Source organism: Agrobacterium sp. 719_389 (genome assembly GCF_900188475.1).
In the GTDB taxonomy this organism is placed as follows: Bacteria; Pseudomonadota; Alphaproteobacteria; order Rhizobiales; family Rhizobiaceae; genus Agrobacterium; species Agrobacterium radiobacter.
In genome coordinates this window covers 240,960-262,846 of the sequence record NZ_FYEM01000005.1, presented here as the reverse complement: position 1 = coordinate 262,846, position 21,887 = coordinate 240,960, and the positions used below count along the sequence as shown (strand labels likewise).

25 protein-coding genes are annotated in these 21,887 nt (G+C 60.9%); 18 read left to right on the top strand and 7 right to left on the bottom strand.

What is annotated here, in order from left to right; genetic code table 11:
- The first annotated feature begins 63 nt into the window (after positions 1-63).
- Positions 64-843, top strand: a complete 780-nt coding sequence (locus CFB10_RS11910) for a sulfite exporter TauE/SafE family protein (RefSeq protein ID WP_020010603.1) — start codon at positions 64-66, stop codon at positions 841-843.
- A gap of 30 nt (positions 844-873) precedes the next feature.
- Here CFB10_RS11910 and pdxH read toward each other — a convergent pair whose 3' ends face one another.
- The gene (gene pdxH, locus CFB10_RS11905) at positions 874-1,494 is read right to left on the bottom strand and encodes a pyridoxamine 5'-phosphate oxidase (RefSeq protein ID WP_020010602.1); all 621 of its coding nucleotides are present in this window, start codon (positions 1,492-1,494) and stop codon (positions 874-876) included.
- 56 nt (positions 1,495-1,550) lie between these two features.
- Between pdxH and CFB10_RS11900 the strand changes: the two genes are divergently transcribed.
- From CFB10_RS11900 to CFB10_RS11885, 4 genes are all read left to right on the top strand, one after another.
- Positions 1,551-2,000 carry an RT0821/Lpp0805 family surface protein gene (locus tag CFB10_RS11900; protein WP_026363698.1) on the top strand — a complete coding sequence of 150 codons (450 nt, stop codon included), beginning with the start codon at positions 1,551-1,553 and terminating at the stop codon, positions 1,998-2,000.
- A 212-nt stretch (positions 2,001-2,212) separates the two neighbouring features.
- On the top strand, positions 2,213-3,328 hold the full coding sequence (locus tag CFB10_RS11895; protein ID WP_020010600.1) for a DnaJ C-terminal domain-containing protein: 1,116 nt from the start codon (positions 2,213-2,215) through the stop codon (positions 3,326-3,328).
- Positions 3,329-3,459: 131 nt separating this feature from the next.
- Entirely contained in the window at positions 3,460-4,278 is an 819-nt protein-coding gene (gene fabI, locus CFB10_RS11890; RefSeq protein WP_003509163.1) for an enoyl-ACP reductase FabI, read from the top strand.
- Between the two features lie 30 nt (positions 4,279-4,308).
- Positions 4,309-4,902, top strand: coding sequence for a histidine phosphatase family protein (locus CFB10_RS11885; RefSeq protein ID WP_020010598.1), 594 nt, complete (start codon positions 4,309-4,311; stop codon positions 4,900-4,902).
- 287 nt (positions 4,903-5,189) lie between these two features.
- Here the strand turns inward: CFB10_RS11885 and CFB10_RS11880 are convergent, their stop codons facing one another.
- Positions 5,190-5,450, bottom strand: a complete 261-nt coding sequence (locus tag CFB10_RS11880; RefSeq protein WP_006309807.1) for a DUF1344 domain-containing protein — start codon at positions 5,448-5,450, stop codon at positions 5,190-5,192.
- An 83-nt stretch (positions 5,451-5,533) separates the two neighbouring features.
- Here CFB10_RS11880 and CFB10_RS24020 point away from each other — a divergent pair, with 83 nt between their 5' ends.
- The 3 genes from CFB10_RS24020 to ribB are packed head-to-tail and all read left to right on the top strand — an operon-like array spanning position 5,534 to position 8,108.
- Positions 5,534-5,893, top strand: a complete 360-nt coding sequence (locus CFB10_RS24020; protein ID WP_170940900.1) for a hypothetical protein — start codon at positions 5,534-5,536, stop codon at positions 5,891-5,893.
- A 5-nt stretch (positions 5,894-5,898) separates the two neighbouring features.
- A complete protein-coding gene (gene aroC, locus CFB10_RS11875; RefSeq protein ID WP_020010595.1) occupies positions 5,899-6,996 on the top strand; it encodes a chorismate synthase in 1,098 nt (365 codons plus the stop codon).
- A gap of 11 nt (positions 6,997-7,007) precedes the next feature.
- A complete protein-coding gene (ribB, locus tag CFB10_RS11870; protein ID WP_020010594.1) occupies positions 7,008-8,108 on the top strand; it encodes a 3,4-dihydroxy-2-butanone-4-phosphate synthase in 1,101 nt (366 codons plus the stop codon).
- Positions 8,109-8,361: 253 nt separating this feature from the next.
- On the opposite strand, the gene CFB10_RS11865 is transcribed toward ribB, so the two are convergent.
- Entirely contained in the window at positions 8,362-9,576 is a 1,215-nt protein-coding gene (locus CFB10_RS11865; protein WP_020010593.1) for a winged helix-turn-helix domain-containing protein, read from the bottom strand.
- Positions 9,577-9,689: 113 nt separating this feature from the next.
- On the opposite strand from CFB10_RS11865, the gene CFB10_RS11860 reads away from it, so the two are divergent.
- From CFB10_RS11860 to dxs, 7 genes are all read left to right on the top strand, one after another.
- Positions 9,690-10,370 carry an energy-coupling factor ABC transporter ATP-binding protein gene (locus tag CFB10_RS11860; RefSeq protein ID WP_020010592.1) on the top strand — a complete coding sequence of 227 codons (681 nt, stop codon included), beginning with the start codon at positions 9,690-9,692 and terminating at the stop codon, positions 10,368-10,370.
- Entirely contained in the window at positions 10,367-10,999 is a 633-nt protein-coding gene (locus tag CFB10_RS11855; protein ID WP_020010591.1) for an energy-coupling factor transporter transmembrane protein EcfT, read from the top strand. The genes CFB10_RS11860 and CFB10_RS11855 overlap by 4 nt, the downstream gene beginning before the upstream one ends.
- 5 nt (positions 11,000-11,004) lie before the next feature.
- The gene (locus tag CFB10_RS11850; protein ID WP_020010590.1) at positions 11,005-11,568 is read left to right on the top strand and encodes a biotin transporter BioY; all 564 of its coding nucleotides are present in this window, start codon (positions 11,005-11,007) and stop codon (positions 11,566-11,568) included.
- A 25-nt stretch (positions 11,569-11,593) separates the two neighbouring features.
- Positions 11,594-12,529: a histone deacetylase family protein gene (locus CFB10_RS11845; RefSeq protein ID WP_020010589.1), complete on the top strand. Its 936-nt coding sequence runs from the start codon at positions 11,594-11,596 to the stop codon at positions 12,527-12,529.
- Positions 12,530-12,531: 2 nt separating this feature from the next.
- Complete coding sequence (locus CFB10_RS11840) at positions 12,532-12,786, top strand: exodeoxyribonuclease VII small subunit (protein WP_003503059.1); 255 nt, start codon at positions 12,532-12,534, stop codon at positions 12,784-12,786.
- Between the two features lie 299 nt (positions 12,787-13,085).
- Positions 13,086-14,009 carry a pirin family protein gene (locus CFB10_RS11835; protein WP_003503061.1) on the top strand — a complete coding sequence of 308 codons (924 nt, stop codon included), beginning with the start codon at positions 13,086-13,088 and terminating at the stop codon, positions 14,007-14,009.
- 99 nt (positions 14,010-14,108) lie between these two features.
- A complete protein-coding gene (gene dxs / locus CFB10_RS11830) occupies positions 14,109-16,028 on the top strand; it encodes a 1-deoxy-D-xylulose-5-phosphate synthase (RefSeq protein WP_026363697.1) in 1,920 nt (639 codons plus the stop codon).
- 42 nt (positions 16,029-16,070) lie between these two features.
- On the opposite strand, the gene CFB10_RS11825 is transcribed toward dxs, so the two are convergent.
- Positions 16,071-16,433 (bottom strand): nuclear transport factor 2 family protein, encoded by a 363-nt coding sequence (locus CFB10_RS11825; protein WP_020010587.1) that lies wholly within the window; start codon positions 16,431-16,433, stop codon positions 16,071-16,073.
- A gap of 107 nt (positions 16,434-16,540) precedes the next feature.
- On the opposite strand from CFB10_RS11825, the gene CFB10_RS11820 reads away from it, so the two are divergent.
- Both CFB10_RS11820 and CFB10_RS11815 read left to right on the top strand, forming a co-directional pair.
- On the top strand, positions 16,541-17,332 hold the full coding sequence (locus tag CFB10_RS11820; RefSeq protein WP_026363696.1) for a helix-turn-helix domain-containing protein: 792 nt from the start codon (positions 16,541-16,543) through the stop codon (positions 17,330-17,332).
- Between the two features lie 3 nt (positions 17,333-17,335).
- Entirely contained in the window at positions 17,336-17,650 is a 315-nt protein-coding gene (locus CFB10_RS11815; protein ID WP_003503068.1) for a putative quinol monooxygenase, read from the top strand.
- Here the strand turns inward: CFB10_RS11815 and CFB10_RS11810 are convergent.
- Positions 17,647-18,030, bottom strand: coding sequence for an ACT domain-containing protein (locus CFB10_RS11810; RefSeq protein WP_020010585.1), 384 nt, complete (start codon positions 18,028-18,030; stop codon positions 17,647-17,649). The genes CFB10_RS11815 and CFB10_RS11810 overlap by 4 nt on opposite strands.
- A gap of 89 nt (positions 18,031-18,119) precedes the next feature.
- Positions 18,120-18,572, bottom strand: coding sequence for an Lrp/AsnC family transcriptional regulator (locus tag CFB10_RS11805; protein WP_026363695.1), 453 nt, complete (start codon positions 18,570-18,572; stop codon positions 18,120-18,122).
- A gap of 120 nt (positions 18,573-18,692) precedes the next feature.
- On the opposite strand from CFB10_RS11805, the gene CFB10_RS11800 reads away from it, so the two are divergent.
- Positions 18,693-19,655, top strand: a complete 963-nt coding sequence (locus CFB10_RS11800; protein WP_020010583.1) for a nucleoside recognition domain-containing protein — start codon at positions 18,693-18,695, stop codon at positions 19,653-19,655.
- An 82-nt stretch (positions 19,656-19,737) separates the two neighbouring features.
- Here the strand turns inward: CFB10_RS11800 and CFB10_RS11795 are convergent, their stop codons facing one another.
- The gene (locus tag CFB10_RS11795) at positions 19,738-21,759 is read right to left on the bottom strand and encodes a methyl-accepting chemotaxis protein (RefSeq protein WP_020010582.1); all 2,022 of its coding nucleotides are present in this window, start codon (positions 21,757-21,759) and stop codon (positions 19,738-19,740) included.
- Positions 21,760-21,887: the final 128 nt, after the last annotated feature.

The following is a 21,887-nucleotide window of genomic DNA, read 5'->3' as shown; positions in this document are numbered from 1 at the left end:
TTCCGGGACATGCGCATGCAAGCGAGATAGAGAAAAGATATTCGAACAAACGTGCCATCACCCATGTCCCACCTCGACTTCCTGTCGTCACTCGTCACCGCGCATAGTCCGGCGCTGCTCGCCATGTTTGCGGGAGCCGCGTTTCTTGCCGGCCTTGCCCGCGGTTTTTCCGGCTTTGGGGCGGCGCTCATCTTTATCCCGCTTGCCAGCGCCATCGTCGGGCCGCGTATCGCCTCGGCGGTGCTGTTGGTGGTGGACGGCGTCCTGACGCTCGGCATGATACCGCCCGCCTTTCGCATGGCGGACCGGCGCGAGGTCTTCATCATGGCGGCCGGCGCCTTTGTTGGCGTACCGGTTGGAACCCTGCTGCTTTCCAAGGGTGATCCATTGACCCTGCGCTGGCTCATCTCCGGCGTGGTCGTGGTGCTGCTCTTATTTCTGGTGTCCGGCTGGCGTTACAGCGGCCGGCCGAAAACGCCGCTCACCCTCTTCACCGGGCTTCTGGCCGGGCTGTTTTCGGGGGCTGCACAACTGGGCGGTCCGCCCGTCGTCGCCTATTGGCTGGGCGGAGCGCTGAAAGGCGCTTTCGTGCGCGCCAATGTCATTCTTTATTTCGCGGTTTCCACGGTGTTTTCCATCGCCAGCTATTTTGTCGGCGGCCTGTTCACCGTTGATGTCTTCGTGTTTTTCCTGCTGGCATTGCCTTTTTACGGCGCGGGTCTTTATGCCGGGGCGCGGCTGCACGCGCTTGCGGACGAAGCGTCGTTCCGGCGCATCTGCTATGGGCTGATCGCCATTTCCGCCGTCATCGGCCTGCCGCTGTTTGATTCGCTGCTGAAATAGGCAGGCCGCGATGGCCTGCCCTCAGGGCGGTTACGGATACATGCGAACCTTGGACCATGCACCATCAGGCGTCTCGCGGCGGAATTCGATGCGGTCGTGCAGGCGGAACTTGCGGTCGTGCCAGAATTCGATGCTGAGCGGGCGAATGCGGAAACCGGACCAGTGGGACGGGCGCGGAATATCGCCGATGGCATATCTGGCGGTATATTCGGCGACCGCCTTCTCCAGCGCGAAACGGCCCTCCAGCGGCCGAGACTGCTTGGAAGCCCAGGCGCCGATGCGGCTGCCGCGCGGGCGCGAGGCGTAGTAGACATCCGCCTCCTCATCACTCACGATCTCCACCTCGCCGCGCAGGCGCACCTGCCGGCGGAGACTTTTCCAGTGGAAACACATGGCCGCTTTTTTCTGACCAAGGATCTCACGGCCCTTCTGGCTTTCGAAATTCGTGTAGAAGACAAAGCCGCGATCATCGACGCCTTTCAGCAGCACCATGCGCACATTCGGCAGGCCATTTTCGTCCACGGTGGCAAGCGCCACCGCGTTCGGATCGTTGATTTCGGAAGCCGTTGCGTCCTTCAGCCATTCGGCAAAAAGCGTGAACGGTTCATTTTCTTCCGTGAAGTCACTGGATGTTAACCCCGTTTCCGACATATTGACTAAAATGCTCCCGAGCTGATTTGGACCCCAGAGATGATCTCTGGTGAAAGATGGTGACCGTCATAGCAAAGTCGAACAGTCGAACAAAGGGCCTCCTTTCGTCGGTAGCGGAAGTTTCCGCCGTCGTGTCAATGCTCGTGGTGCTGAGCGGCTGCGTCAGCCTCGATCTGTTCGGCGGCGACAAAGTCGACCGCTCACTTTCCACGGCCTCCGTTCCCAACCAGCCGAACAATGCGCCGCAGACGGACGATGCGACGATCCGCAATGCGGTAACCTCGGCCGATCTCGCCAAGCTCGCCGACCAGCCGCTGCCCTGGGCCAATGCGGCCACCGGCAGCGCCGGCGTCGTCACCGCCATTCACGAAGACAAATCGAGCGGCTTCGTCTGCCGCGATTTCAAAACGACGCGTCACTCCTTCGAGGGTGTTGCGAGCTATGCCGGACAGGCCTGCCTGTCGGAAACCGGCGAATGGCTGCTGACCCGCTTCGAGCAGAAATAATCTGTTTACCCTTCCACAGGGAATAGAGCCGGCCTGCGTGCGGCGCGCTTCCTCCGTAAAGGAGTGATTAGCAACTTATTGCAACAGTCGACGTTGATTAGACAGAGGGCGTGCAGGCGAATGATCGCGGGCAGCCCTTTTCGGAGGGGTTAGTTTCAGGATTGCGCCATGAAGGGCGGCAGCGCCTGAGCCAACGTAAACTGGTGTTTCGCATGCGCGATCCGTATTCGATCCTCGGCGTAAAACGTGACGCCCGCCACGAGGAAATCAAGGCCGCCTGGCGCACGAAGGCGAAAACCGTCCATCCGGACGCCAATCGCGACGATCCCGATGCCTCGGCGCGATTCGCCGAGATCGGCCAGGCCTATGATCTTCTCAAGGATCCCAAAAAGCGCGATCTCTACGATCAGGCCCGCAGGGCGGCCGAGAAGAAGCAGCGCGGCGAAACCATCATGCAGCAGCGGGAAGCCGCGCGCGAGGCCGCCGAGCGCGCCAAGGCGGCTGAAAAGCTGATGGAGGAACTGGCCCGCGCCGATGCCCGCAACCGGGCGCAGACCGGCCAGAAAACCGACGCCAAGGCGGAAACCGCCGAAGACATCGTCGAGCGGATTTTTGGCGCCGAGGCGCAGAACGATCCCAAGGTGCAGCAGGCGGCGGAAGCGGCAAAGGCTGCTGCAAGCACTGCAAAAGGCGAAATGCCTGCGGCCGGCGAGACCACGCAGCCAGGTGCCGGCGATGACAGGACCGCACCCGCCTCGCTTGCCGTCAATCTCTTCAATGCTCTCGTGCGCCGGTTTCGCACCCCGCAGCCGGCTCCCGAAAAAGCGCCCGATATTACCGCGGAAGCCACCGTCACGGTCGCCGATCTGCTGGAGCACAAGTGGATTACCGTGCCGCTTGCCGATGAACGCGACGTTCGTTTCCAGCTCGAAGCCGGTATGACGGACGGGCATGTGGTGCGGCTGAAGGGACAGGGGCTGAAGCTTCCCAACATGGCCCGCGGCGACCTTGCCGTGACATTGCTGACCGCACGTGAGGACGCATTCTCCCTTCGTGGTTTCGATATTCACACAACGCTGCCGATATCGCTCAGCGACGCGGTTCTGGGTTGCGAAACGAAAGTCGCGACACCGCTCGGCGAGGAAAACATCACCATTCCGGCCTGGTCCGGTTCGGACCGCGTGCTGCGCCTCGCCGGCAAGGGCCTTGCCGACGGCAAGGGCGGACAGGGCGATCTCGTCATCGAATTGCGCATCGTCCTGCTCGAAAAGCCGGATGAGAAGGTGACCGACCTGATGCGGCACATGCGCGAAGGCCTTTATTTGTGAAAGTTTTGCGAATAGCCGGGACAACGCACCCTTTGTTACGTTCCCTAACAGTTGATGATCTTTGGCAATCTTGAACAGGATTGCAGCCTATGCCATAGGCAGGACCGATCAAAAGTATTAGGGAGCACAAAATGGCTCAGGCATCCGGTCTTATGGCTGGCAAACGCGGCCTCATCATGGGTGTCGCCAATAATCGTTCCATCGCTTGGGGCATTGCCAAGGCTTGCGCAGACGCAGGCGCGGAAATCGCACTCACCTGGCAGGGCGACGCATTGAAGAAGCGCGTCGAGCCGCTGGCGCAGGAACTTGGCGCCTTCATGGCCGGACACTGCGACGTGACCGATCTCGAGACGATCGATGCGGTTTTTGCCGGGCTGGAAAAGCACTGGGGCAAGATCGACTTCGTCGTGCACGCCATCGCCTTTTCCGACAAGGACGAGCTGACCGGCCGTTACCTCGATACCAGCCGCGACAACTTCAACCGCACCATGGACATTTCCGTCTTCTCGCTGGCGGCCGTCGCCAAGCGCGCGGAACCGATCATGAATGATGGCGGCTCGATCATCACGCTGACCTATTACGGCGCCGAGAAGGTCATGCCGAATTACAACGTGATGGGCGTGGCCAAGGCTGCCCTTGAGGCCAGCGTGCGTTATCTCGCTGTCGACCTCGGCAACCGCGGCATCCGCGTCAACGCCGTTTCCGCCGGCCCGATCAAGACGCTTGCGGCTTCCGGCATCGGCGATTTCCGCTATATTCTGAAGTGGAACGAATATAATGCGCCGCTGAAGCGCACCGTTTCCATCGAGGAAGTCGGCAAGTCGGCGCTCTACCTGCTGTCCGACCTTTCCACCGGCGTGACCGGCGAAATCCACCATGTCGATTCCGGTTACCACACCATCGGCATGAAGGCCGTGGATGCGCCTGACATCTCGGTGGTGAAGGACTAAGCCTGCGAAGTTTGAAAACGGGGTATCGCCTTGCTCGTCTATGTGATCCGGCACGGACAAACGGACTGGAATGCGATACGCCGGCTTCAGGGCCAGAAAGACATTCCGCTCAACGATTTCGGCCGCCAGCAGGCGGTCGGTAACGGCAAACTCCTTGCGCATCTGCTGGGAGAACAGGCCACGGACTTCGATTATGTGGCAAGCCCGCTCGGGCGCACACGCGAAACCATGGAACTGATGCGCGCGGCGATGGGCCTCGATCCGCTCGCCTATCGCACCGACGACCGCCTGATCGAAGTTTCCTTCGGCGACTGGGAGGGGCAAACCCTGCCGGAGCTGAAAAAAGAGTTCCCGGACCGGGTGAAGGCGCGCAAGGCCAACAAGTGGGATTTCATTCCCCCCGGCCAGGATGCCGAAAGCTATGAAATCCTCTCCTGGCGCATCGGCGCATGGCTTTCCTCCGTCGAGGTTCCGACGATATGCGTCTGCCATGGCGGCGTCATCCGCTCGATCTTCCGGTTGGTATCAGGCATGGACAAGGATGAGGCGTCGCGAACGCAAATCCCGCAGGACCGGATTTTGAAAGTCGAGATGGACAGGAATAGTGCGGAGTGGATTTGGTGAGGGATCACAGAGCGTAATCCTCTGCGCCGTCCTCCTAGAGATACTTGTATATTGGCAGAGCGGACGCCGCGTGTTTCTTCTCCCCGCCGGGGAGAAGGTGGCCCGAAGGGTCGGATGAGGGGGCAACGTTGCCGTAACTCACGACCCTTGCCCCCTCATCCCGCTGCCGCGGACTTCTCCCCGGCGGGGAGAAGAAACGGATGCAAACGCTCGTTTCTCAACGGGCGTTTTAGCGTAATGGCAGAGGGAAGAATCGCCCCGTCACAGGCAAAGCCGCAACCGCAGCCTTATTCAACGACCTGAAGATCGTCGACCACGCGCTTCCCATCCACTTCCGTGTAGAAAACCACGACCTTCACGCCCGCTTTCAGGCCTTCGAAATTGAACTCTTCCGGCACGCGATAGGTCTTGCCGTCGTTGAGCGTAATGCTCAGCCCATTGGCATCGATCTTGCTGATCGTGCCTTCCACGTCGACGCTCTGCGCGAAGCTGTTGATGGGCATCAGGAGGTTGGCGGTGGCCAGAAGGGCGGCAATCATCATACGCATCGATCTAGCTTTCGTGGATTTGCGTGAAAACCTTACATGCATGAAGAATTGCCTTTCGAATGTGGCGGAAATTGCCCGCAACCATGACATTTTCGGCCCAATTGATGAACGGATTTGGGATCGCGTTCAAGCCGTTAGTGATTTTTACACCGCATTTCCCGGCAATATTGGAAAACTCGGGATTAGCGTGGAAAACGACGGCGCTTTTACATTTTCGTCATCCCGGAAAAACCTCGTCTTCCCGCGAATCAATCAGGCGATACGATCCATTTGCTGATGAAACACGCCGTTCCGGCCCCGGCCGCGCCGCCGTGGACGGTGCGTCACCTCCTTATCGGGCTTGCGGTGAAAGAAAGGCTTTTGCCTTGCCCGGATTTTCCACTAAGACAAATCCGCTTGTTTCAAACGGCGCTGTCCACAGGCGCCCTGTTTTCCGGTTTTGAGAACTATGTCGCATAACAGTTTCGGTCATCTTTTCCGTGTTACCACCTGGGGAGAAAGCCATGGGCCGGCACTTGGCTGCGTGGTGGATGGCTGCCCGCCCGGCATCCGCTTCACCCTTGCCGAGGTGCAGCACTGGATGGACAAGCGCAAACCCGGCCAGAGCCGCTTCGTGACCCAGCGGCGCGAAGATGACATCGTCAAGGTTCTCTCCGGCGTGATGCTGGATGAGGACGGCGAGACGATGATAACAACAGGCACGCCGATTTCGATGCTGATCGAGAATACCGACCAGCGTTCCAAGGATTACGGCGAGATCGCCAAGCGTTTTCGCCCCGGCCATGCCGACTTCACCTATGACCTGAAATACGGCATTCGCGATTATCGCGGCGGTGGACGCTCCTCCGCCCGCGAAACGGCGGCGCGTGTCGCCGCCGGCGCAATCGCCCGCAAGGTGGTGCCGAGCCTCAATGTGCGCGGCGCGCTGGTGCAGATCGGCAAGCACAAGATCAACCGCGACAACTGGGATTGGGATCAGGTCGATCAGAACCCGTTCTTCTGCCCGGATGCAGCCATGGTGCCGGTGTGGGAAGACTATCTCGACGGCATCCGCAAGGCCGGCTCCTCCATCGGGGCCGTTGTCGAAGTGGTGGCGGAGGGCGTTCCGGCCGGTATTGGCGCCCCCATTTATGCCAAGCTCGACCAAGATATCGCCTCAAACCTGATGTCGATCAACGCCGTCAAGGGTGTGGAGATCGGCGAAGGTTTCGCCTCCGCCGAGCTTTCCGGAGAGGAAAATGCCGATGAGATGCGCATGGGCAATGACGGCAAGCCGATCTTCCTCTCCAACCACGCCGGCGGCATTCTGGGCGGCATCGCGACCGGTGAACCTGTCATCGCGCGCTTTGCCATCAAGCCCACCTCCTCCATTCTGACGGAGCGCCTGTCCATCGATACCGACGGCAATAATGTCGATGTGCGCACCAAGGGCCGCCACGACCCCTGCGTCGGCATCCGCGCCGTGCCGATCGGCGAAGCGATGATCGCCTGCACCGTTGCCGACCATTATCTGCGAGACCGCGGCCAGACCGGCCGGCTGAAATAAGGGGGACCGCCATGGCCTATGACCAGAAACGCGTTGTCGACGCCATTCGCGCTTTCGAAGCAGGCGAAATCGTCGTCGTGACCGATGATGACGACCGAGAGAATGAAGGCGATCTGATCATTTCGGCGGTGCATTGCACGGCGGAAAAAATGGCTTTCATCGTGCGCCACACCTCCGGCATCGTCTGCGCGCCCATGCCGCGCGAAGAAGCCAAGCGGCTGAACCTCAACGCCATGGTGGCGGAAAATGACAGCGCGCATACCACGGCCTTCACCGTCAGCGTCGATTTCAAACACGGCACCACAACGGGCATTTCCGCCGATGACCGCACCCTGACCGTGCGCAATCTCGCCAATCCCAATGTCGGGGCGGCCGATTTTACCCGGCCGGGCCATATCTTCCCGCTGATTGCCCGTGAAGGCGGCGTGCTGATGCGCTCCGGCCATACTGAAGCGGCGGTCGATCTCTGCAAGCTCGCGGGCCTGCCGCCGATCGGCGTCATCTGCGAACTCGTCAATGATGACGGCACCGTGACGCGCGGACCGCAGGTCACCGCCTTTGCGGAAAAACACCAGCTCAAGCAGGTGTCCGTCGCCGATCTGATCGCCTATCGCCAGCGCAAGGAAACGCTGGTGGAGATGGAATCTTCCTTCACCATCGAAACGCCTTTCGGACCGGCCAAGGCGCAGACCTATTCCCTGCCCTGGGACCGGATGCAGCATATGGCGGTGATTTTCGGCGATATCAGGGACGGTGTCGATATTCCCGTTCGCCTGCACCCGGAAAATGTCGCCGACGACGTGTTCGGCGACCGCCAGCCGGTGCGGCACTATATGCAGAAGATCGCCGAGGAAGGCCGCGGCGTCATCGTTTATCTGCGTGAGGGCTCCGTCGGCGTCGGCCAGGTGGCCGGACGGCGCAAGGCGCGTGATCCGGACGAGGCGCATGCCCAGGCACGCTCGCGCGAAAATGAGTGGCTCGAAATCGGCCTCGGCGCGCAGATCCTTAAGGACCTCGGTATCAGCTCGATCAAGCTGCTGACGACGCGCGAGCGCCACTATGTTGGCCTCGAAGGTTTCGGCATCAAGATTTCGGCGACGGATATCTGCTGATTTGGGGGCTTTTGCCTAGCTTCACAGGGCTATCGTGAGGCGAGCGGGTTCCGCTCATTTCTTCTCCCCGTCGGGGAGAAGTCCGCGGCAGCGGGATGAGGGGGCAAGTTCTCCGCATATCTTTGCCGTTGCCCCCTCATCCGACCCTTCGGGCCACCTTCTCCCCGGCGGGGAGAAGAAATATGCCGCAACGCCGCGCGACAATCCGGCATCACGGATCAGCAACGTTGTGCCTGCGTGCCCCGGCTAGCAATCACCCGAGGGAAGGACCTCCGTTTTCCTCCCGCCATCCCTCCAGATAATTCACGCTCTCGACACCCGTAAATTTCGCAAGCCGCGATAATTCCGAGTCGAGCTTTTCAAGCCGTCCTGCCGAGGCGCGCACGCCAGGCTCCAGCCACAGGCGGCGCACATCCAGCGTGCCGCGCTTGCGATCCGCCTTCATGTCGATGCGGCCGATCATCCGGTCGCCCTCCAGAAGCGGGAAGACGTAATAGCCATATTGCCGTTTCGGCTCGGGCACGAAGACCTCGATGCGGTAATAAAAGCCGAACAGCCGTTCCGTGCGGTTTCGGTCGCGCAACAGCGGGTCGAAGGGGCTGAGGACACGGACACGCGACGATGGTTCCGCTACATCCGTCAGGTCAGCAGTGAAACCCGCAAGGGCGTAAGACGGGCGTGCAGTGTCTCCATCGCTTGCGAGAAGCGAGACCTCGCACAGTTCATCACGATGGCTCTTGACCCAGTCCCTCGCCTCCTGCGGGGTGACGAGATCGAAAAAGGCGGCGATTTCGCCATGGGTGGCGAAACCAAGCCGCTTTAGCGCCTCGCGACAGGCCCAGTCTACGAATTCCGCATGCTCCACTTCGCTTCCGTGATGCTCGCCGGGAATGACACGTTCGGCGAGATCATAGACCTTCTGGAAATTGACGCGGCCGGATATGGCGAGCTTGCCGGTGTGCCATAAATATTCGAGCGCCGTCTTGGAAGGATGCCAGTTCCACCAGCCGCCGGACTGGTGCCCCTCCTCCTTCAGCTCCCGCGCCAGAACCGGGCCGGTGGCGGCGATGCGCTCCAGCGTTTCGCCGAAAGCGGCATCGAAGCCCTCGCCATGCCATTTGCGCCAGCGGTCCTGAATGATCGGCTCGCGGCGGCGGAAGCGGTGTTTCCAATAGGGGTAAAATTCCGTCGGCACGATGGAGGCGTCATGCGTCCAGTGCTCGAACAGCGCCCGGTCCTTTTCCAAGAGCGTGGTCAGGTGCTCGCGTCTGTAGGTCTGGTTGCGGGAAAAGATGATCTGGTGGTGGGCGCGCTCCACCGTGCCGATGCTGTCCACCTGCACAAAACCGATATCGGTGATGAGCTGCAGCAGCCCGTCCTTGGAAAGCGCCTTGCCGGGCGGCGAGGAAAGCCCCTGCCGCGCCAGAAAAATCCGCCTTGCCGCTTCGTTCGAAACCTTGATCGTCATGGCGCAGAAGGTATGACGGCTTTTTCAGGATTGCAATGTTCTTTTTTTGTTCCTTGTTTCACTTCTGTTGATGACGGGGTATAGAACCGGAAAACGAGCGCGAGGATGTAAGCTTGGAAATCCGTTTCGATGCCGCCGGTGTCGCTTTCGAGGGCCGGCAGGCCCTGCAGCCGCTGTCTGTGACATTGACGGAACGGCGCATCGGCGTGATCGGCCTCAATGGTTCCGGCAAGACCACCTTTGCCCGGCTGATCAACGGGCTGAACAAGCCGAGTGCAGGCAAGGTTTCGGTAAACGGTCTCGACACCGTGAGCGACGCCAAAGCGGTCTTGCAGACGGTCGGCTTCATCTTCCAGAATCCGCAGAACCAGATCATCCTGCCGATCGTGCGCGACGATGTCGCCTTCGGTCTCAAGCGGCTCGGCATCGGTAGGGCGGAGACCGAAAACCGGGTGAAGGCCGTGCTTTCCCGGCTCGGCATTCCCCATCTGGAAGAGCGGCGCGCGCATGAGCTTTCCGGCGGAGAACTGCAGCTTGCAGCGCTTGCCGCCCTTCTGGTCACCGATCCGCAAATCCTCATTCTCGATGAACCGACCAACCAGCTTGATCTGAAAAACCGCACTATCGTTGAAAAAACCATGGCGGCGCTGTCGCAGGCGCTTGTTGTCATCACCCATGATCTGCCGCTGCTTGCCGGCTTCGACCGCGTGCTGGTTTTTCACGAGGGCGCGCTGGTTGCCGATGCCGGCCCCGAAGAAGCGGTGGCGCGCTATCTGGAGGTGGCATCGCGATGAAATCGCTGCATGTCGAAGGCACCGGCTGGCTCTACCGCATCTCGCCACGCGTCAAGCTCCTGACGCTTATGGGCTTCAGCATCGTGCTGTTCCTCACCCGCGACCTGCTGGTTCTCGGATGCGCCATGGTTCTCGCCGCCGCCATCCTGCGCGAGACACGCCTGCCCTTCCGGGAGATCGGCCTGCGGCTGCGGCCGGTGATGCTGACCATCTTCCTTGTCGCGGCCTTCAGCTATCTGTTGCTTCCGGCCCATGATGCGAGTGTCAATCTTCTGCGGCTGACGGCGCTCGCGCTGCTCGCCACCGCCGTCACCATCACCGTCAGCATTTCGCAATTCATGGACGAGATTACGCGTGCCGCAGCCCCTCTGGAACGGCTGGGGCTGGTCAAGGCCGCCGATATCGGGCTTGCCGTCGGGCTGGTGGTGCGGTTCGTGCCTGAGATCGTCAATCGTTACCATGCGGTGCGTGACGCGCACCGGGCGCGTGGCCTGCCGGTGCGCATGGCCACCATCATCGTGCCGCTCGTCATTATGACGTTGAAGGATGCCGATGCCATTGCCGACGCCATTGACGCGCGCGGTTTCAGAGGCCAAAGCTTGCGGCCAGATAACCATCCGGAGTTTTGAGCGTCATGACGACCCGCGACCTTGTGCTGATTTCGCTGTTTTCCGCCATCATCATCGCACTGGGGCTGCTGCCGCCGATCACGCTCGGTTTCATTCCGGTGCCGATCACCGCGCAGTCGCTCGGCGTCATGCTGGCGGGCGTCGTCCTCGGCGCAAAGCGCGGTACGCTCGCGGTTCTGCTGACGATCCTGATTGCCGCCATCGGCCTGCCGGTGCTCTCGGGCGGACGCGGCGGCCTTTCCATCTTCACCACGCCGACGACGGGCTTCCTGATCGGCTGGATCGCGGCGGTTTTCGTCACCGGCACGCTCTCGGAAAAACTCGTCAATCGCGGCCAGTCTGCTCTCACACAGGGCATCGGCTTTTTCGTCGCCAGCCTGATCGGCGGCGTGGTCGTGCTTTATGCTTTCGGCATCACCTATCTGGCGCTGGTCGTCGGGCTCGGTTTCGAAAAGGCATTCATGGGTTCGCTCGCCTTCATTCCGGGCGATGCACTGAAGGCCGTGCTTGCAGCGCTTGCCGGCCGCGCCGTGATGGCGGGTTATCCGCTTCTGCCGCAGCGCGCCTGAACACACTTTTTTCGGGAGGAAAAGAATGGCGACGCGTTTATACGAACATCCGATCTTCCTCGAACACATCACGCCCGAAGGCCACCCCGAGCGGCCGGATCGCATCAGGTCGCTGAACATCGCGCTCGAACATCCGAATTTCGAGCGCCTTGAACGCAAGCAAGCGCCGCAGGCTAATGAAGACGCGGTGCTGCTGGCGCATCCGGAGGAGCATCTGCTTGCCGTCATGCGCCAGATCCCCGAAGAGGACGGCGAGATCAACCGCATAGAGGCCGACACCTATGTCTCGCCGAAAAGCCTGCAGGCGGCGCTGACCGGTATCGGTGCGGCGATGGCCGCGGTGGACGACGTGTTTACCGGCGCCGCCGACAATGTCTTCGTTGCCGCCCGCCCGCCCGGCCACCATGCGGAAACCGCAAAAGCCATGGGTTTCTGTCTTTTCAACAATGTGGCAATTGCCGCCCGCCATGCGCAGAAGGCGCACGGGGCAGAGCGCGTCGCCATCATCGACTGGGACGTGCATCACGGCAACGGCACGCAGGATATCTTCTGGAACGATACGTCAGTGCTGTTCTGTTCCACCCACCAGATGCCGCTTTACCCGTGGAGCGGCGACAAAAACGAAACCGGCGTGAAGAACAATATCGTCAACGCCCCGCTTTCGCCCAATACCGGCAGCGAATATTTTCGCGAGGCTTTCAAATCGCGCGTCCTGCCGGCCATTGCCGATTTTTCGCCTGACCTCATCCTCATCTCCGCCGGTTTCGACGCGCATCATCGCGATCCCTTGGCGCAGATCAATCTGGTGGGCGAGGATTTCGACTGGGCAACGGGCCGGCTTCTGGAAATGGCCGATAAATACACATCGAACCGGGTCGTCAGCCTGCTGGAAGGCGGCTATGATCTGGAAGGGCTGGCGGAATCGGCAGCCATGCACATATTGAGAATGATGAAGGGTTGAACATGACGGAAAATGCCAACACAGCCGATGTCAGCGGTTATTCCTTCGAAAAAGCCGTCGCCGAGCTGGAAAGCATTGTCGCACGCCTGGAACGCGGGGATGTGGCGCTGGACGAATCCATCGCCATTTACGAGCGCGGCGAAGCCCTGAAGAAACATTGCGAGACGCTGCTGAACGCCGCCGAAAAGCGAATCGAGAAGATTCGCCTCGATCGTGCGGGCAAGCCGCAGGGTGTGGAGCCGCTGGACGGGGAGTGACTGCGTTTAGCGGGAGCGTTTGGACGTGATTCGATAAGGTAGCCACCTCCCGATTCAAACACTCGACGTCATCTTCGGGCTTGTCCCGAGGATCTGCAATGCATTGTTTTTCTTGACGTGTTTAGATCCTCGGGACAAGCCCGAGGATGACGGAGGAGAGGTTTGAAAATCTTCTCCGGCCGTAAGGTGTTCTCACAATGTCGTGTTAACAAGGATCGTTGACGCTGCGTTCGATATCGCGATGCTCCCCTCCCCCTCGGTTATGCTAAACTCCCGCCAGACAAAACGAGGAACTTGCGATGTCCTTTTTTCCCGGTAACGATCCCGTCGCGGGTGACGCCTTTGCCTGCGACGCCATCGAAAACCTCATCATTCCGCGCACCAGCGATATTGGCGGTTTTGCTGTGCGCCGCGCATTGCCGACCCGGCAGCGTCGTCTCGTCGGCCCCTTCATCTTTTTTGACCGTATGGGCCCGGCGATCCTGAAGGCCGGCGAGGCGCTGGATGTCAAACCGCATCCGCATATCGGGCTTTCCACCGTTACCTATCTGTTCGACGGCGAAATCAAGCATCGCGACAGCCTTGGCACCGAGCTGGTCATCCGTCCCGGCGACATCAACCTGATGACGGCCGGGCGCGGCATCGTGCATTCGGAACGCACGCCGGAAAACCTGCGCGGCCATCCGCTTTCCATGTCCGGCCTGCAGACATGGCTTGCCCTGCCTGATCATATGGAAGAAATCGCCCCGGCCTTTGCCCATACGGCGAAGGAAGACATGCCGCTGATCGATATCAAGGGCGCTTCCGGTCGGGTTGTGATCGGCGAATTTGAAGGCCTTACCTCCCCCGTTTCGGCCTTTACCGATACGCTTTACGTGGATCTGACGCTGGAGCCGGGAGTGAAATTTCCCTTTTCCGCCGACCATGAGGAACGGGCGATCTATATTCTCTCCGGTTCGCTCGATGTGGCAGGCGATATCTTCGCGGCCGACCAGTTGCTGGTCTTCAGGCCGGGTGACGACATCACGCTTCAGGCCGGCAGCAATGGCTGTCACATCATGATCTTTGGCGGGGCCGCGCTCAATCAGCGCCGCTACATCTGGTGGAACTTCGTTTCGTCATCAAAAGAACGCATAGAACAGGCCAAACAGGAGTGGAGAACCGGACGCTTCGATATCGTTCCCGGCGACGAAGAAGAGTTTGTCCCTTTGCCGGAAGGTTGAAATTCTATAGAACTGTACGACATGCAGGAATGGACCGTCGGCTTTCCCTGGGAAAGACGCTCTGGCGCCCCCTGCTGACCACGAGAAAAGGCCGAACGATTGACCGGAATGCCCCAGACCCCATTGCTCGACCGGGTGAATTTCCCCTCCGATCTCAAGGAGATCGATGATCGCGACCTGCCGGAACTGGCACGGGAACTGCGCGACGAGATGATTGACGCGGTGTCGAAGACCGGTGGCCATCTGGGCGCCGGTCTTGGCGTGGTGGAATTGACGATTGCCATCCACAAGGTGTTCAACACGCCCGAAGACCGGCTGATCTTCGATGTCGGTCATCAATGTTACCCGCACAAAATCCTGACCGGCCGGCGCGAACGCATCCGCACGCTGCGCCAGGAAGGCGGCCTTTCCGGTTTCACGCGTCGGGCCGAAAGCGAATATGACGATTTCGGCGCCGGCCATTCCTCCACCTCCATTTCCGCCGGTCTCGGCATGGCCGTGGCGGCGGGACTGGATGAAAGCGACCGCAAGGTCATCGCCGTCATCGGCGATGGTTCGATGTCGGCAGGCATGGCGTTCGAGGCGCTGAACAATGCCGGCGCGCTCGATGCGCGGCTGATCGTCATCCTCAATGACAACGACATGTCGATTGCGCCGCCGACGGGCGCGATGAGCGCCTATCTCGCCCGTCTCGCCTCCGGCCGCACCTATATGGGTTTCCGTGATTTCGGCAAGAAACTCACCGCCTATCTCGGCAAGACCATCGATCGCGCCATTACCCGCGCCGTGACCCATGCGCGCGGTTACGTGACCGGCGGCACGCTGTTCGAGGAGCTTGGTTTTTATCACATCGGCCCGATCGACGGTCATTCCTTCGATCATCTGCTGCCGGTGCTGCGCAATGTGCGCGACAACCAGAAAGGCCCTGTCCTCATCCATGTGGTGACGCAGAAGGGTAAGGGTTATGCGCCGGCGGAAGCAGCTGCGGACAAATATCACGGCGTCAACAAGTTCGACGTCATCACCGGCGCGCAGGCGAAAGCCAAGCCGAATGCGCCGAGCTATACCAGCGTCTTTGCCGAAGCGCTGATTCAGGAAGCCACCCTCGACGACAAGATCATCGGCGTCACCGCCGCCATGCCGAACGGCACCGGCCTCGACAAGATGGCCGAGCTTTTCCCGGCCCGCACCTTCGATGTCGGCATTGCCGAACAGCACGCAGTCACCTTCGCGGCAGGGCTTGCGGCCGATGGTTACAAGCCGTTCTGCGCGCTTTATTCCACCTTCCTGCAACGTGGTTACGACCAGCTGGTGCATGATGTGGCGATCCAGAGCCTGCCGGTGCGCTTCCCGATCGACCGCGCCGGGTTCGTCGGCGCTGACGGACCGACCCATGCCGGCTCCTTCGACACGACGTTCCTCGCCACCCTGCCCGGCATGGTGGTGATGGCGGCGGCAGATGAGGCCGAGCTGAAACATATGGTCCGCACAGCGGCAAGCTATGACGAAGGCCCGATTTCCTTCCGTTATCCGCGCGGCGAAGGCGTGGGCGTCGAGATGCCCGTGCGCGGCGAAATCCTGCAGATCGGCAAGGGCCGTATCGTCAAGGAAGGCACCAAGGTCGCGCTCCTCTCCTTCGGCACCCGGCTTGCGGAATGCCTGGCGGCTGCCGAAGATCTGGATGCAGCTGGCCTTTCGACCACGGTTGCCGATGCGCGCTTCGCCAAGCCGCTCGATCTCGATCTCATCCGCCAGCTTGCCGCCCATCACGAGGTTCTGGTGACGATCGAGGAAGGCTCCGTCGGCGGTTTCGGCGCACATGTGCTGCATTTCATGGCGAGCGCCGGATTGCTCGACCACGGCCCCAAGGTCCGGACGCTGACCCTGCCCGACCAGTGGGTGGAGCAGGCCAAACCCGAGACCATGTATGCCAATGCCGGCCTCGACCGGGCCGGCATCGTTTCCACCGTGTTCAATGCGCTCGGCCAGCGTCAGGCCGGCGTCGGTTTCGCCGGCTGACACGATTGCCGGGACAGGAGGCGGGACTATCCCGCCTCTGCCTCATGATGCAGCGCCATCGAGAAAACCGACGACATTTTCGATCCGCCCCTCGGCATTCAGGCTGACGACATCGGTTCCGCCAGCGACATCGTCTCCGTCTGGCGAAATGAGACGCCATGAGAAACGGGTGAAGTTGCCGTGGCCGTCCGGGGTGCCTGTGAGCACGAAACGATATCCCGGAAATTTCTGCCGCGCCGCCTCGATCATCGCGGCAATCCCCTGCTGCCCTTCGCCCTGCATCAGCGGATCGACATAGCGCGTATTTTCTGCCCACGCCTGACCGACGAGATGCCTGCGGCGTTCATTGTCCTCCTCGTTCCAAACCGCGAGATAGGTTTCGGCGATTGCGAGATGCTGCGTCATGATTGCGCTCCTTGTGGTTGACGGCCCAAACATGCCGGGTGCCGGGAAGCGGAACAATTACCTCAGAGGTAATCGCATTGCCGATATCTTCTGCTAGGCTGCGGGGCATGACACATCATCGAGAACAAGTCGGACAAGTGCTGAAGGAATGGCGTGCCCGCCGCAGGTTGAGCCAGCTCGATCTGGCGATAGAGGCGGACATATCCGCGCGCCATCTGAGTTTCGTGGAAAGCGGACGATCATCCCCCAGCCGCGACATGCTCGCGAAACTGGCGGAGCAGCTTTCGATGCCCGCCCGCGCCGCCAACCGGCTGATGCTGGCGGCGGGTTATGCTCCTATCCATTCCGAGCGACCGATGGAGGCGCCCGATATGGCGGCGGCCCGGCAGGCCGTCGAAACCGTGGTGCACGGACATATGCCGTTCCCCGCCATTGCCGTCGACCGGCACTGGAACGTCGTTCTCGCCAATGGGGCGATCACGTCGCTTCTGGCCGATGTTTCCGAAGAGCTGCTTCGCCCGCCGCTCAACGCCTTGAGGCTGAGCCTGCATCCGAAGGGCTTGAGTTCGCGCATCGTCAATCTCGCCGAATGGCGTCATCACCTGCTGGAACGCCTGCGCCGTCAGGTCGAGGAAACGGGAGACGAGGTGCTTTCCCGGCTGCATGCGGAGCTTGCGGCCTATCCCGCGCCGAAGGCCTCGCGCCATGCCGGAGCCGATCCTCTGGCCATACCGCTCCAGCTCCGTGATCCCTCTTCGGGCACAATACTGAGCTTCATTTCAACCACCACGGTTTTCGGAACGGCGACTGATGTCACGCTGTCCGAACTCGTGCTGGAATGTTTTTACCCCGCCGACGCGGCAACCCGCGAAGCACTGATGCAAGGCGTCAAGGAGTAGACCATGCACACCACCTATCTCATCGGCTTCCAGGTCCGTCCCGGCCAGCGCGACCGCTTTCTCGAATTGCTGAATGCGCTGCTTGATGCCATGCGGCACGAAAAGACCTTCGTGAACGCAACCCTGCACCGGGATGGCGAGAACGAGAACCGCTTCCTGCTGCATGAGACCTGGAGCGACCATCAGGACGTCATCGACGTTCAGATCCACCGCCCCTATCGGCAGGCATGGCACGACGCCCTGCCCGATCTTCTGGATGCCCCGCGCGATATTTCCGTCTGGCACCCCATGCGCGCGGATCATGCTCACAAATCCTAGACGAGTGAATGTCCTGCATTTGCCAGCAGCTCGCGCGCTTTCTCCAGATCCTTCGATTTCACCAGCAGGTGATCGCCATCGAAAGTCGAAACCACGAATATCCCTATGTCGTTGGTCGATATCGGTTCGATCACCGAGAGAACGATGCCCGTCTCATCAAAGGCGAACGGACCCTGAAGTTTGAGACAGTTCCAGCCGGTATCGGCCTGAACATCATCAGGGATTCGCTCCTGGCGGCAGACGACGGAAAGCTCGTCATCGGTCCGGCTGATGCTGAGAAAACCTGCGCCATCGGCCCAGGCTGGAATGGATGCATCGGCATGGAGCCGGGCCACGCCATAGGCGCCATCCAGAAGTCTTAACTTAACGCGAGGCGTCATCTGAAAACTGCCTTCCCGAAAGCCAGACACGGCTTTCTTTGGGTTAAAGGGGATGATTAAACGCTTCCCCTGATGCAATGCCATCAGTTTCAAAGCCTGATGGCCGTTTCTTCTTTCGCCGTCTTGATAACGACCATGGTAAAAAAGCGCGCCACATTGTGCTGGTCGCGGAACAACCGGTCGCACAGGGCATCGAACTCTTCCATATCCCGCAGGCGCAGCATCAGCACGACATCGGATGCGCCGGTGACGGCATAGGCCTGCGATACGGCCTCTTCGGCGCTGGCAATATCCAGAAAGCGGCGCATATGCTGCTCGCCGTGCAATTTCAGCTCCACAGTCACCAGAGCCTTGATCACCCGCCCCGCCTTTGCGGGATTAAGGATCGCCACGATGCGATCGATCACGCCCGACTTGCGCAGCCGCTGCAGGCGGCGCAGGCAACTGGACGGGGACAGCCCGACCTCATCGGCCATATCCACATTGGTGCGCGAGGCGTCGCTCTGCAAGAGGTTCAGAAGTTTCCTGTCGATCCTGTCCATGCCGGCAGCATATCGCCGGCTGACACATTTGCAATAAAATTGCATGGAACTGCAATTTTTGACCACAAATGCGAACGGGCCGGGATTAGTGAATGGGAACAATCTTCAGGGAGCCTTCACATGTCACTTTTCCTGCCCGTCTGGCAAAAAACGCGGGAAACGCTAGCAATCTACTGGGTGCTTGTGCGGATCACGGTTCCAATCGCCATTCTGACCGAGCTATTGTCGAGGATGGGCGCGATCGAGGCGGTGGCGCCTGCCTTTGCGCCGGTCATGAACCTCATCGGCCTGCCGCCGGAACTCGGTCTCGCCTGGCTGACCGCGATGCTGGTCGGCATATGGGGTGCGGTGCCGCTCATCTTCACGCTTGTGCCCGCATCGTCGCTGACCGTTGCCGATATCACCGTTTTTTCGGCGCTCATCCTGTTCGCCCATGGCCTGCCCATAGAACAGAAGATCATTGAAAAGGCAGGCCCCGGCATGATCGTCACCACGGCGCTGCGCGTCGGCGGCGGATTGCTCTATGCCTTTCTCCTGCACCAGTTCCTGGAAACGACGGGATGGTTGTCAGGCCCGGTAAGCCCTGCCTGGATTGCGATGAGCGCCACGCCTGAATGGACCGCCTATTTCCTCGGTCTCGGTGAAACCATGGTCTGGATGCTTGTCATCCTGCTTGCCCTTTCCTTTTGCCTTGAGATTCTCAGACTGACAGGCCTGCTGGCGCTGATGATGAAAGCGCTTTCGCCCCTGCTGCGTCTTGCGGGCATTCGCGGCGAGGCCGAACATCTCACCGCCATCGGATTGTTCCTCGGCATTTCCTACGGCGCGGGTTTCCTGATCCGCGAGGCGCAATCGGGGACAATATCACCGCGTCAGGTGTTTCTGTCCTGCGTGTTCATGGGTTTTGCCCATAGCGTGATTGAAGACACGCTCGTGGTGATGTCGCTGGGCGCGGATGTCTACAGCGTTCTGGCCGGACGCCTCGTTTTCGCTGTTGCCGCAACCGCCGTCATTGCCGCCCTGCTTCACCGCCTGTCGGATGAGCTGTTCTTTAAGCGGATGTTCCGGCTGCAGGGAACATAAGCGGCGTTACCCGCCTGAAAACGCCGATGCAAAAAGGGGGCCTTTCGGCCCCCAATTCATAGGTTCACTCTGAAAGCCAGGCTCAGAACTCCGTCCAGTCCTGATCCTTCGCGGCCGGTGCTTCGGCAGCGCCGCCGAAGGCGCGGGCGAGGCTCTGGCCAAGCGCACGGGCCGGCGAAGCGACGGGCCTTGCGGTTGCGGAGGCCGATTTTACCGGAGCCTTGCGGACCGGTGCGGCCGGTGCTGACTGGAAGGCAGGCTTTGCCGAAGACTGGCGCGGCGCAGAATAGCCGCCGGCGCTCGCAACGGCAGCACGCGCGCCACCCATCCTGAACTGGCCGAGCAGGCTGTTCAGCGCTTCCGCTTCGCGGGCCAGAGAATGGCTGGCGGCGGTCTGCTGTTCCACCATGGCGGCATTCTGCTGCGTGCCCTGATCCATGGTGTTTACGGCCGTGTTGATTTCCTGCAGGCCGGTTGCCTGTTCGCGGGAAGCAACGACGATGGCGCTGACATGGGCATTGATCTCTTCGACTTCCGCCACGATGAGGTCCAGCGCCTTGCCGGTTTCATCGACGAGATTGACGCCGTTTTCCACCTGCCGGCTGGAAGCGCCGATCAGCGTCTTGATTTCCTTGGCGGCATTGGCGGAACGCTGGGCGAGTTCGCGGACTTCCTGCGCAACCACCGCAAAACCCTTGCCGGCATCACCGGCGCGGGCGGCTTCCACGCCCGCATTCAGCGCCAAAAGGTTGGTCTGGAAGGCGATATCGTCGATGACACCGATGATGTTGCCGATTTCGCCCGAGGACTTCTCGATTTCGCGCATCGCGGCGACTGCCTTGCGGACCACGACGCCGGACTTTTCCGCACCGGCGCGGGCGCGCTGGACCAGATTGCCGGCATCTTCCGCGCCGCGGGCGCTGTCGCGCACGGTGGTGGTGACTTCTTCCAGTGCGGCAGCGGTTTCCTCGATGGAGGCAGCCTGCTGCTCGGTGCGGCGCGACAGATCGTCGGCAGCGGAGAGCATTTCCGAAGCGCCGGAATTGATGGCGGCCGCGTTCTCGCCGACGGTTTGGAGCGCCTGCTGCAGCTTGTCGACAGCGCTGTTGAAATTGAGGCGCACCGGATCGATGGCAGGCACAAAAGGCGTTTCAATGCGATAGGAAAGATCGCCATCAGCAAGAGCGGCAAGGCCCTTGCCAAGCTCGGCGCTGGCGAAGGCGCTGGCGGCTTCGTCCCGCGCCTTTTCCTCCTCGTTGCGGCGGCGTTCTGTCTCGGTGGCGGAGCGCATGCGCTCGGTCTCGCCGGCAAGGCGGGATTTTTCCAGCCCGGCTTCCTTGAAGACGAGAACGGCCTTCGCCATCTTGCCGACTTCGTCGCCACGATCCGTGGCAGGCACTTCCGTCGTCAGATCGCCATCGGCGAGACGGCTCATGGCCGCCGTCATGCCGACGATTGGCGTAACGATGGAGCGCGACAGCGCCCAGATGAGGGCAACGGCCAGAAGACCGGCAACCGCGCCGCCACCCAGAAGCGCATATTTCAGGTTCAACGCTGCTGCCTGCTGTTCCGCCGCGTAAGCGGTGGACAGGCCGTTCAGCTGCTCCTTGATCTTGGCGGCGGAGGCGCGGAAACCATCGAGCTGGCCCTTCGCCTGATTGCGGCCGATCTCGATGATTTCGGAAATCGGCGCTTCGGTCGTCTTGCGTGCGGCGATCTGCGGTTCCGCCAGTTCCTTGAAGAACACGGTGGCGGATTTCTGCATGTCGTCGATGGATTGCAGGATGTCCTGCCGGCCGGCGGCCAGCGCGCGGGCTTCATCGAGCTTCTTCAGCATCAGGTCGCGCTGGGCGAACACGTCATTATAGGTGCTGTCGCTGCGGAACAGCAGGAAGCCGCGCTGGTTGACGGCCTGTTCCAGCATGGCTGCTGTCGCGCCATCCACGGCCTGGATGATATCCTTGGTGCGGTTGTTTTCGATCGTGACATGCTCGCTCCCCAGCGTCTGCCAGAATACCACCGCAGACGCGAGCAGACACACGCTCATCAAGGCACAGAAGGTGGCTATGAGCTTCAGGTTAATGGGGAGATTTTTCAGCGACATCGCAAACTCTCTCGGCGACCCGATGCCTCGAAGCAAGCGTCTGCGCTGCAACGGTCGCAATTTTGTGGATGGGAGGAGGCGCCGTCATGGCAGGTTCCGGTGGCCGCACGGGCCTTGCGCACAAAGTG

What these genes read in the sequence shown, in the direction of transcription:
- CFB10_RS11800 (WP_020010583.1), top strand. Translation starts at nt 18,693, where the DNA reads ATGTCACTTTTCCTGCCCGTCTGGCAAAAAACGCGGGAAACGCTAGCA.
- CFB10_RS11855 (WP_020010591.1), top strand. Translation starts at nt 10,367, where the DNA reads ATGAAATCGCTGCATGTCGAAGGCACCGGCTGGCTCTACCGCATCTCG.
- fabI (WP_003509163.1), top strand. Translation starts at nt 3,460, where the DNA reads ATGGCTCAGGCATCCGGTCTTATGGCTGGCAAACGCGGCCTCATCATG.
- CFB10_RS11895 (WP_020010600.1), top strand. Translation starts at nt 2,213, where the DNA reads ATGCGCGATCCGTATTCGATCCTCGGCGTAAAACGTGACGCCCGCCAC.
- CFB10_RS11910 (WP_020010603.1), top strand. Translation starts at nt 64, where the DNA reads ATGTCCCACCTCGACTTCCTGTCGTCACTCGTCACCGCGCATAGTCCG.
- CFB10_RS11865 (WP_020010593.1), bottom strand. Translation starts at nt 9,576, where the DNA reads ATGACGATCAAGGTTTCGAACGAAGCGGCAAGGCGGATTTTTCTGGCG.
- pdxH (WP_020010602.1), bottom strand. Translation starts at nt 1,494, where the DNA reads ATGTCGGAAACGGGGTTAACATCCAGTGACTTCACGGAAGAAAATGAA.
- CFB10_RS11810 (WP_020010585.1), bottom strand. Translation starts at nt 18,030, where the DNA reads ATGACGCCTCGCGTTAAGTTAAGACTTCTGGATGGCGCCTATGGCGTG.
- CFB10_RS11835 (WP_003503061.1), top strand. Translation starts at nt 13,086, where the DNA reads ATGTCCTTTTTTCCCGGTAACGATCCCGTCGCGGGTGACGCCTTTGCC.
- aroC (WP_020010595.1), top strand. Translation starts at nt 5,899, where the DNA reads ATGTCGCATAACAGTTTCGGTCATCTTTTCCGTGTTACCACCTGGGGA.
- CFB10_RS11825 (WP_020010587.1), bottom strand. Translation starts at nt 16,433, where the DNA reads ATGACGCAGCATCTCGCAATCGCCGAAACCTATCTCGCGGTTTGGAAC.
- CFB10_RS11850 (WP_020010590.1), top strand. Translation starts at nt 11,005, where the DNA reads ATGACGACCCGCGACCTTGTGCTGATTTCGCTGTTTTCCGCCATCATC.
- CFB10_RS24020 (WP_170940900.1), top strand. Translation starts at nt 5,534, where the DNA reads ATGACATTTTCGGCCCAATTGATGAACGGATTTGGGATCGCGTTCAAG.
- CFB10_RS11820 (WP_026363696.1), top strand. Translation starts at nt 16,541, where the DNA reads ATGACACATCATCGAGAACAAGTCGGACAAGTGCTGAAGGAATGGCGT.
- ribB (WP_020010594.1), top strand. Translation starts at nt 7,008, where the DNA reads ATGGCCTATGACCAGAAACGCGTTGTCGACGCCATTCGCGCTTTCGAA.
- CFB10_RS11795 (WP_020010582.1), bottom strand. Translation starts at nt 21,759, where the DNA reads ATGTCGCTGAAAAATCTCCCCATTAACCTGAAGCTCATAGCCACCTTC.
- CFB10_RS11815 (WP_003503068.1), top strand. Translation starts at nt 17,336, where the DNA reads ATGCACACCACCTATCTCATCGGCTTCCAGGTCCGTCCCGGCCAGCGC.
- CFB10_RS11880 (WP_006309807.1), bottom strand. Translation starts at nt 5,450, where the DNA reads ATGCGTATGATGATTGCCGCCCTTCTGGCCACCGCCAACCTCCTGATG.
- CFB10_RS11840 (WP_003503059.1), top strand. Translation starts at nt 12,532, where the DNA reads ATGACGGAAAATGCCAACACAGCCGATGTCAGCGGTTATTCCTTCGAA.
- CFB10_RS11805 (WP_026363695.1), bottom strand. Translation starts at nt 18,572, where the DNA reads ATGGACAGGATCGACAGGAAACTTCTGAACCTCTTGCAGAGCGACGCC.
- CFB10_RS11845 (WP_020010589.1), top strand. Translation starts at nt 11,594, where the DNA reads ATGGCGACGCGTTTATACGAACATCCGATCTTCCTCGAACACATCACG.
- CFB10_RS11900 (WP_026363698.1), top strand. Translation starts at nt 1,551, where the DNA reads ATGGTGACCGTCATAGCAAAGTCGAACAGTCGAACAAAGGGCCTCCTT.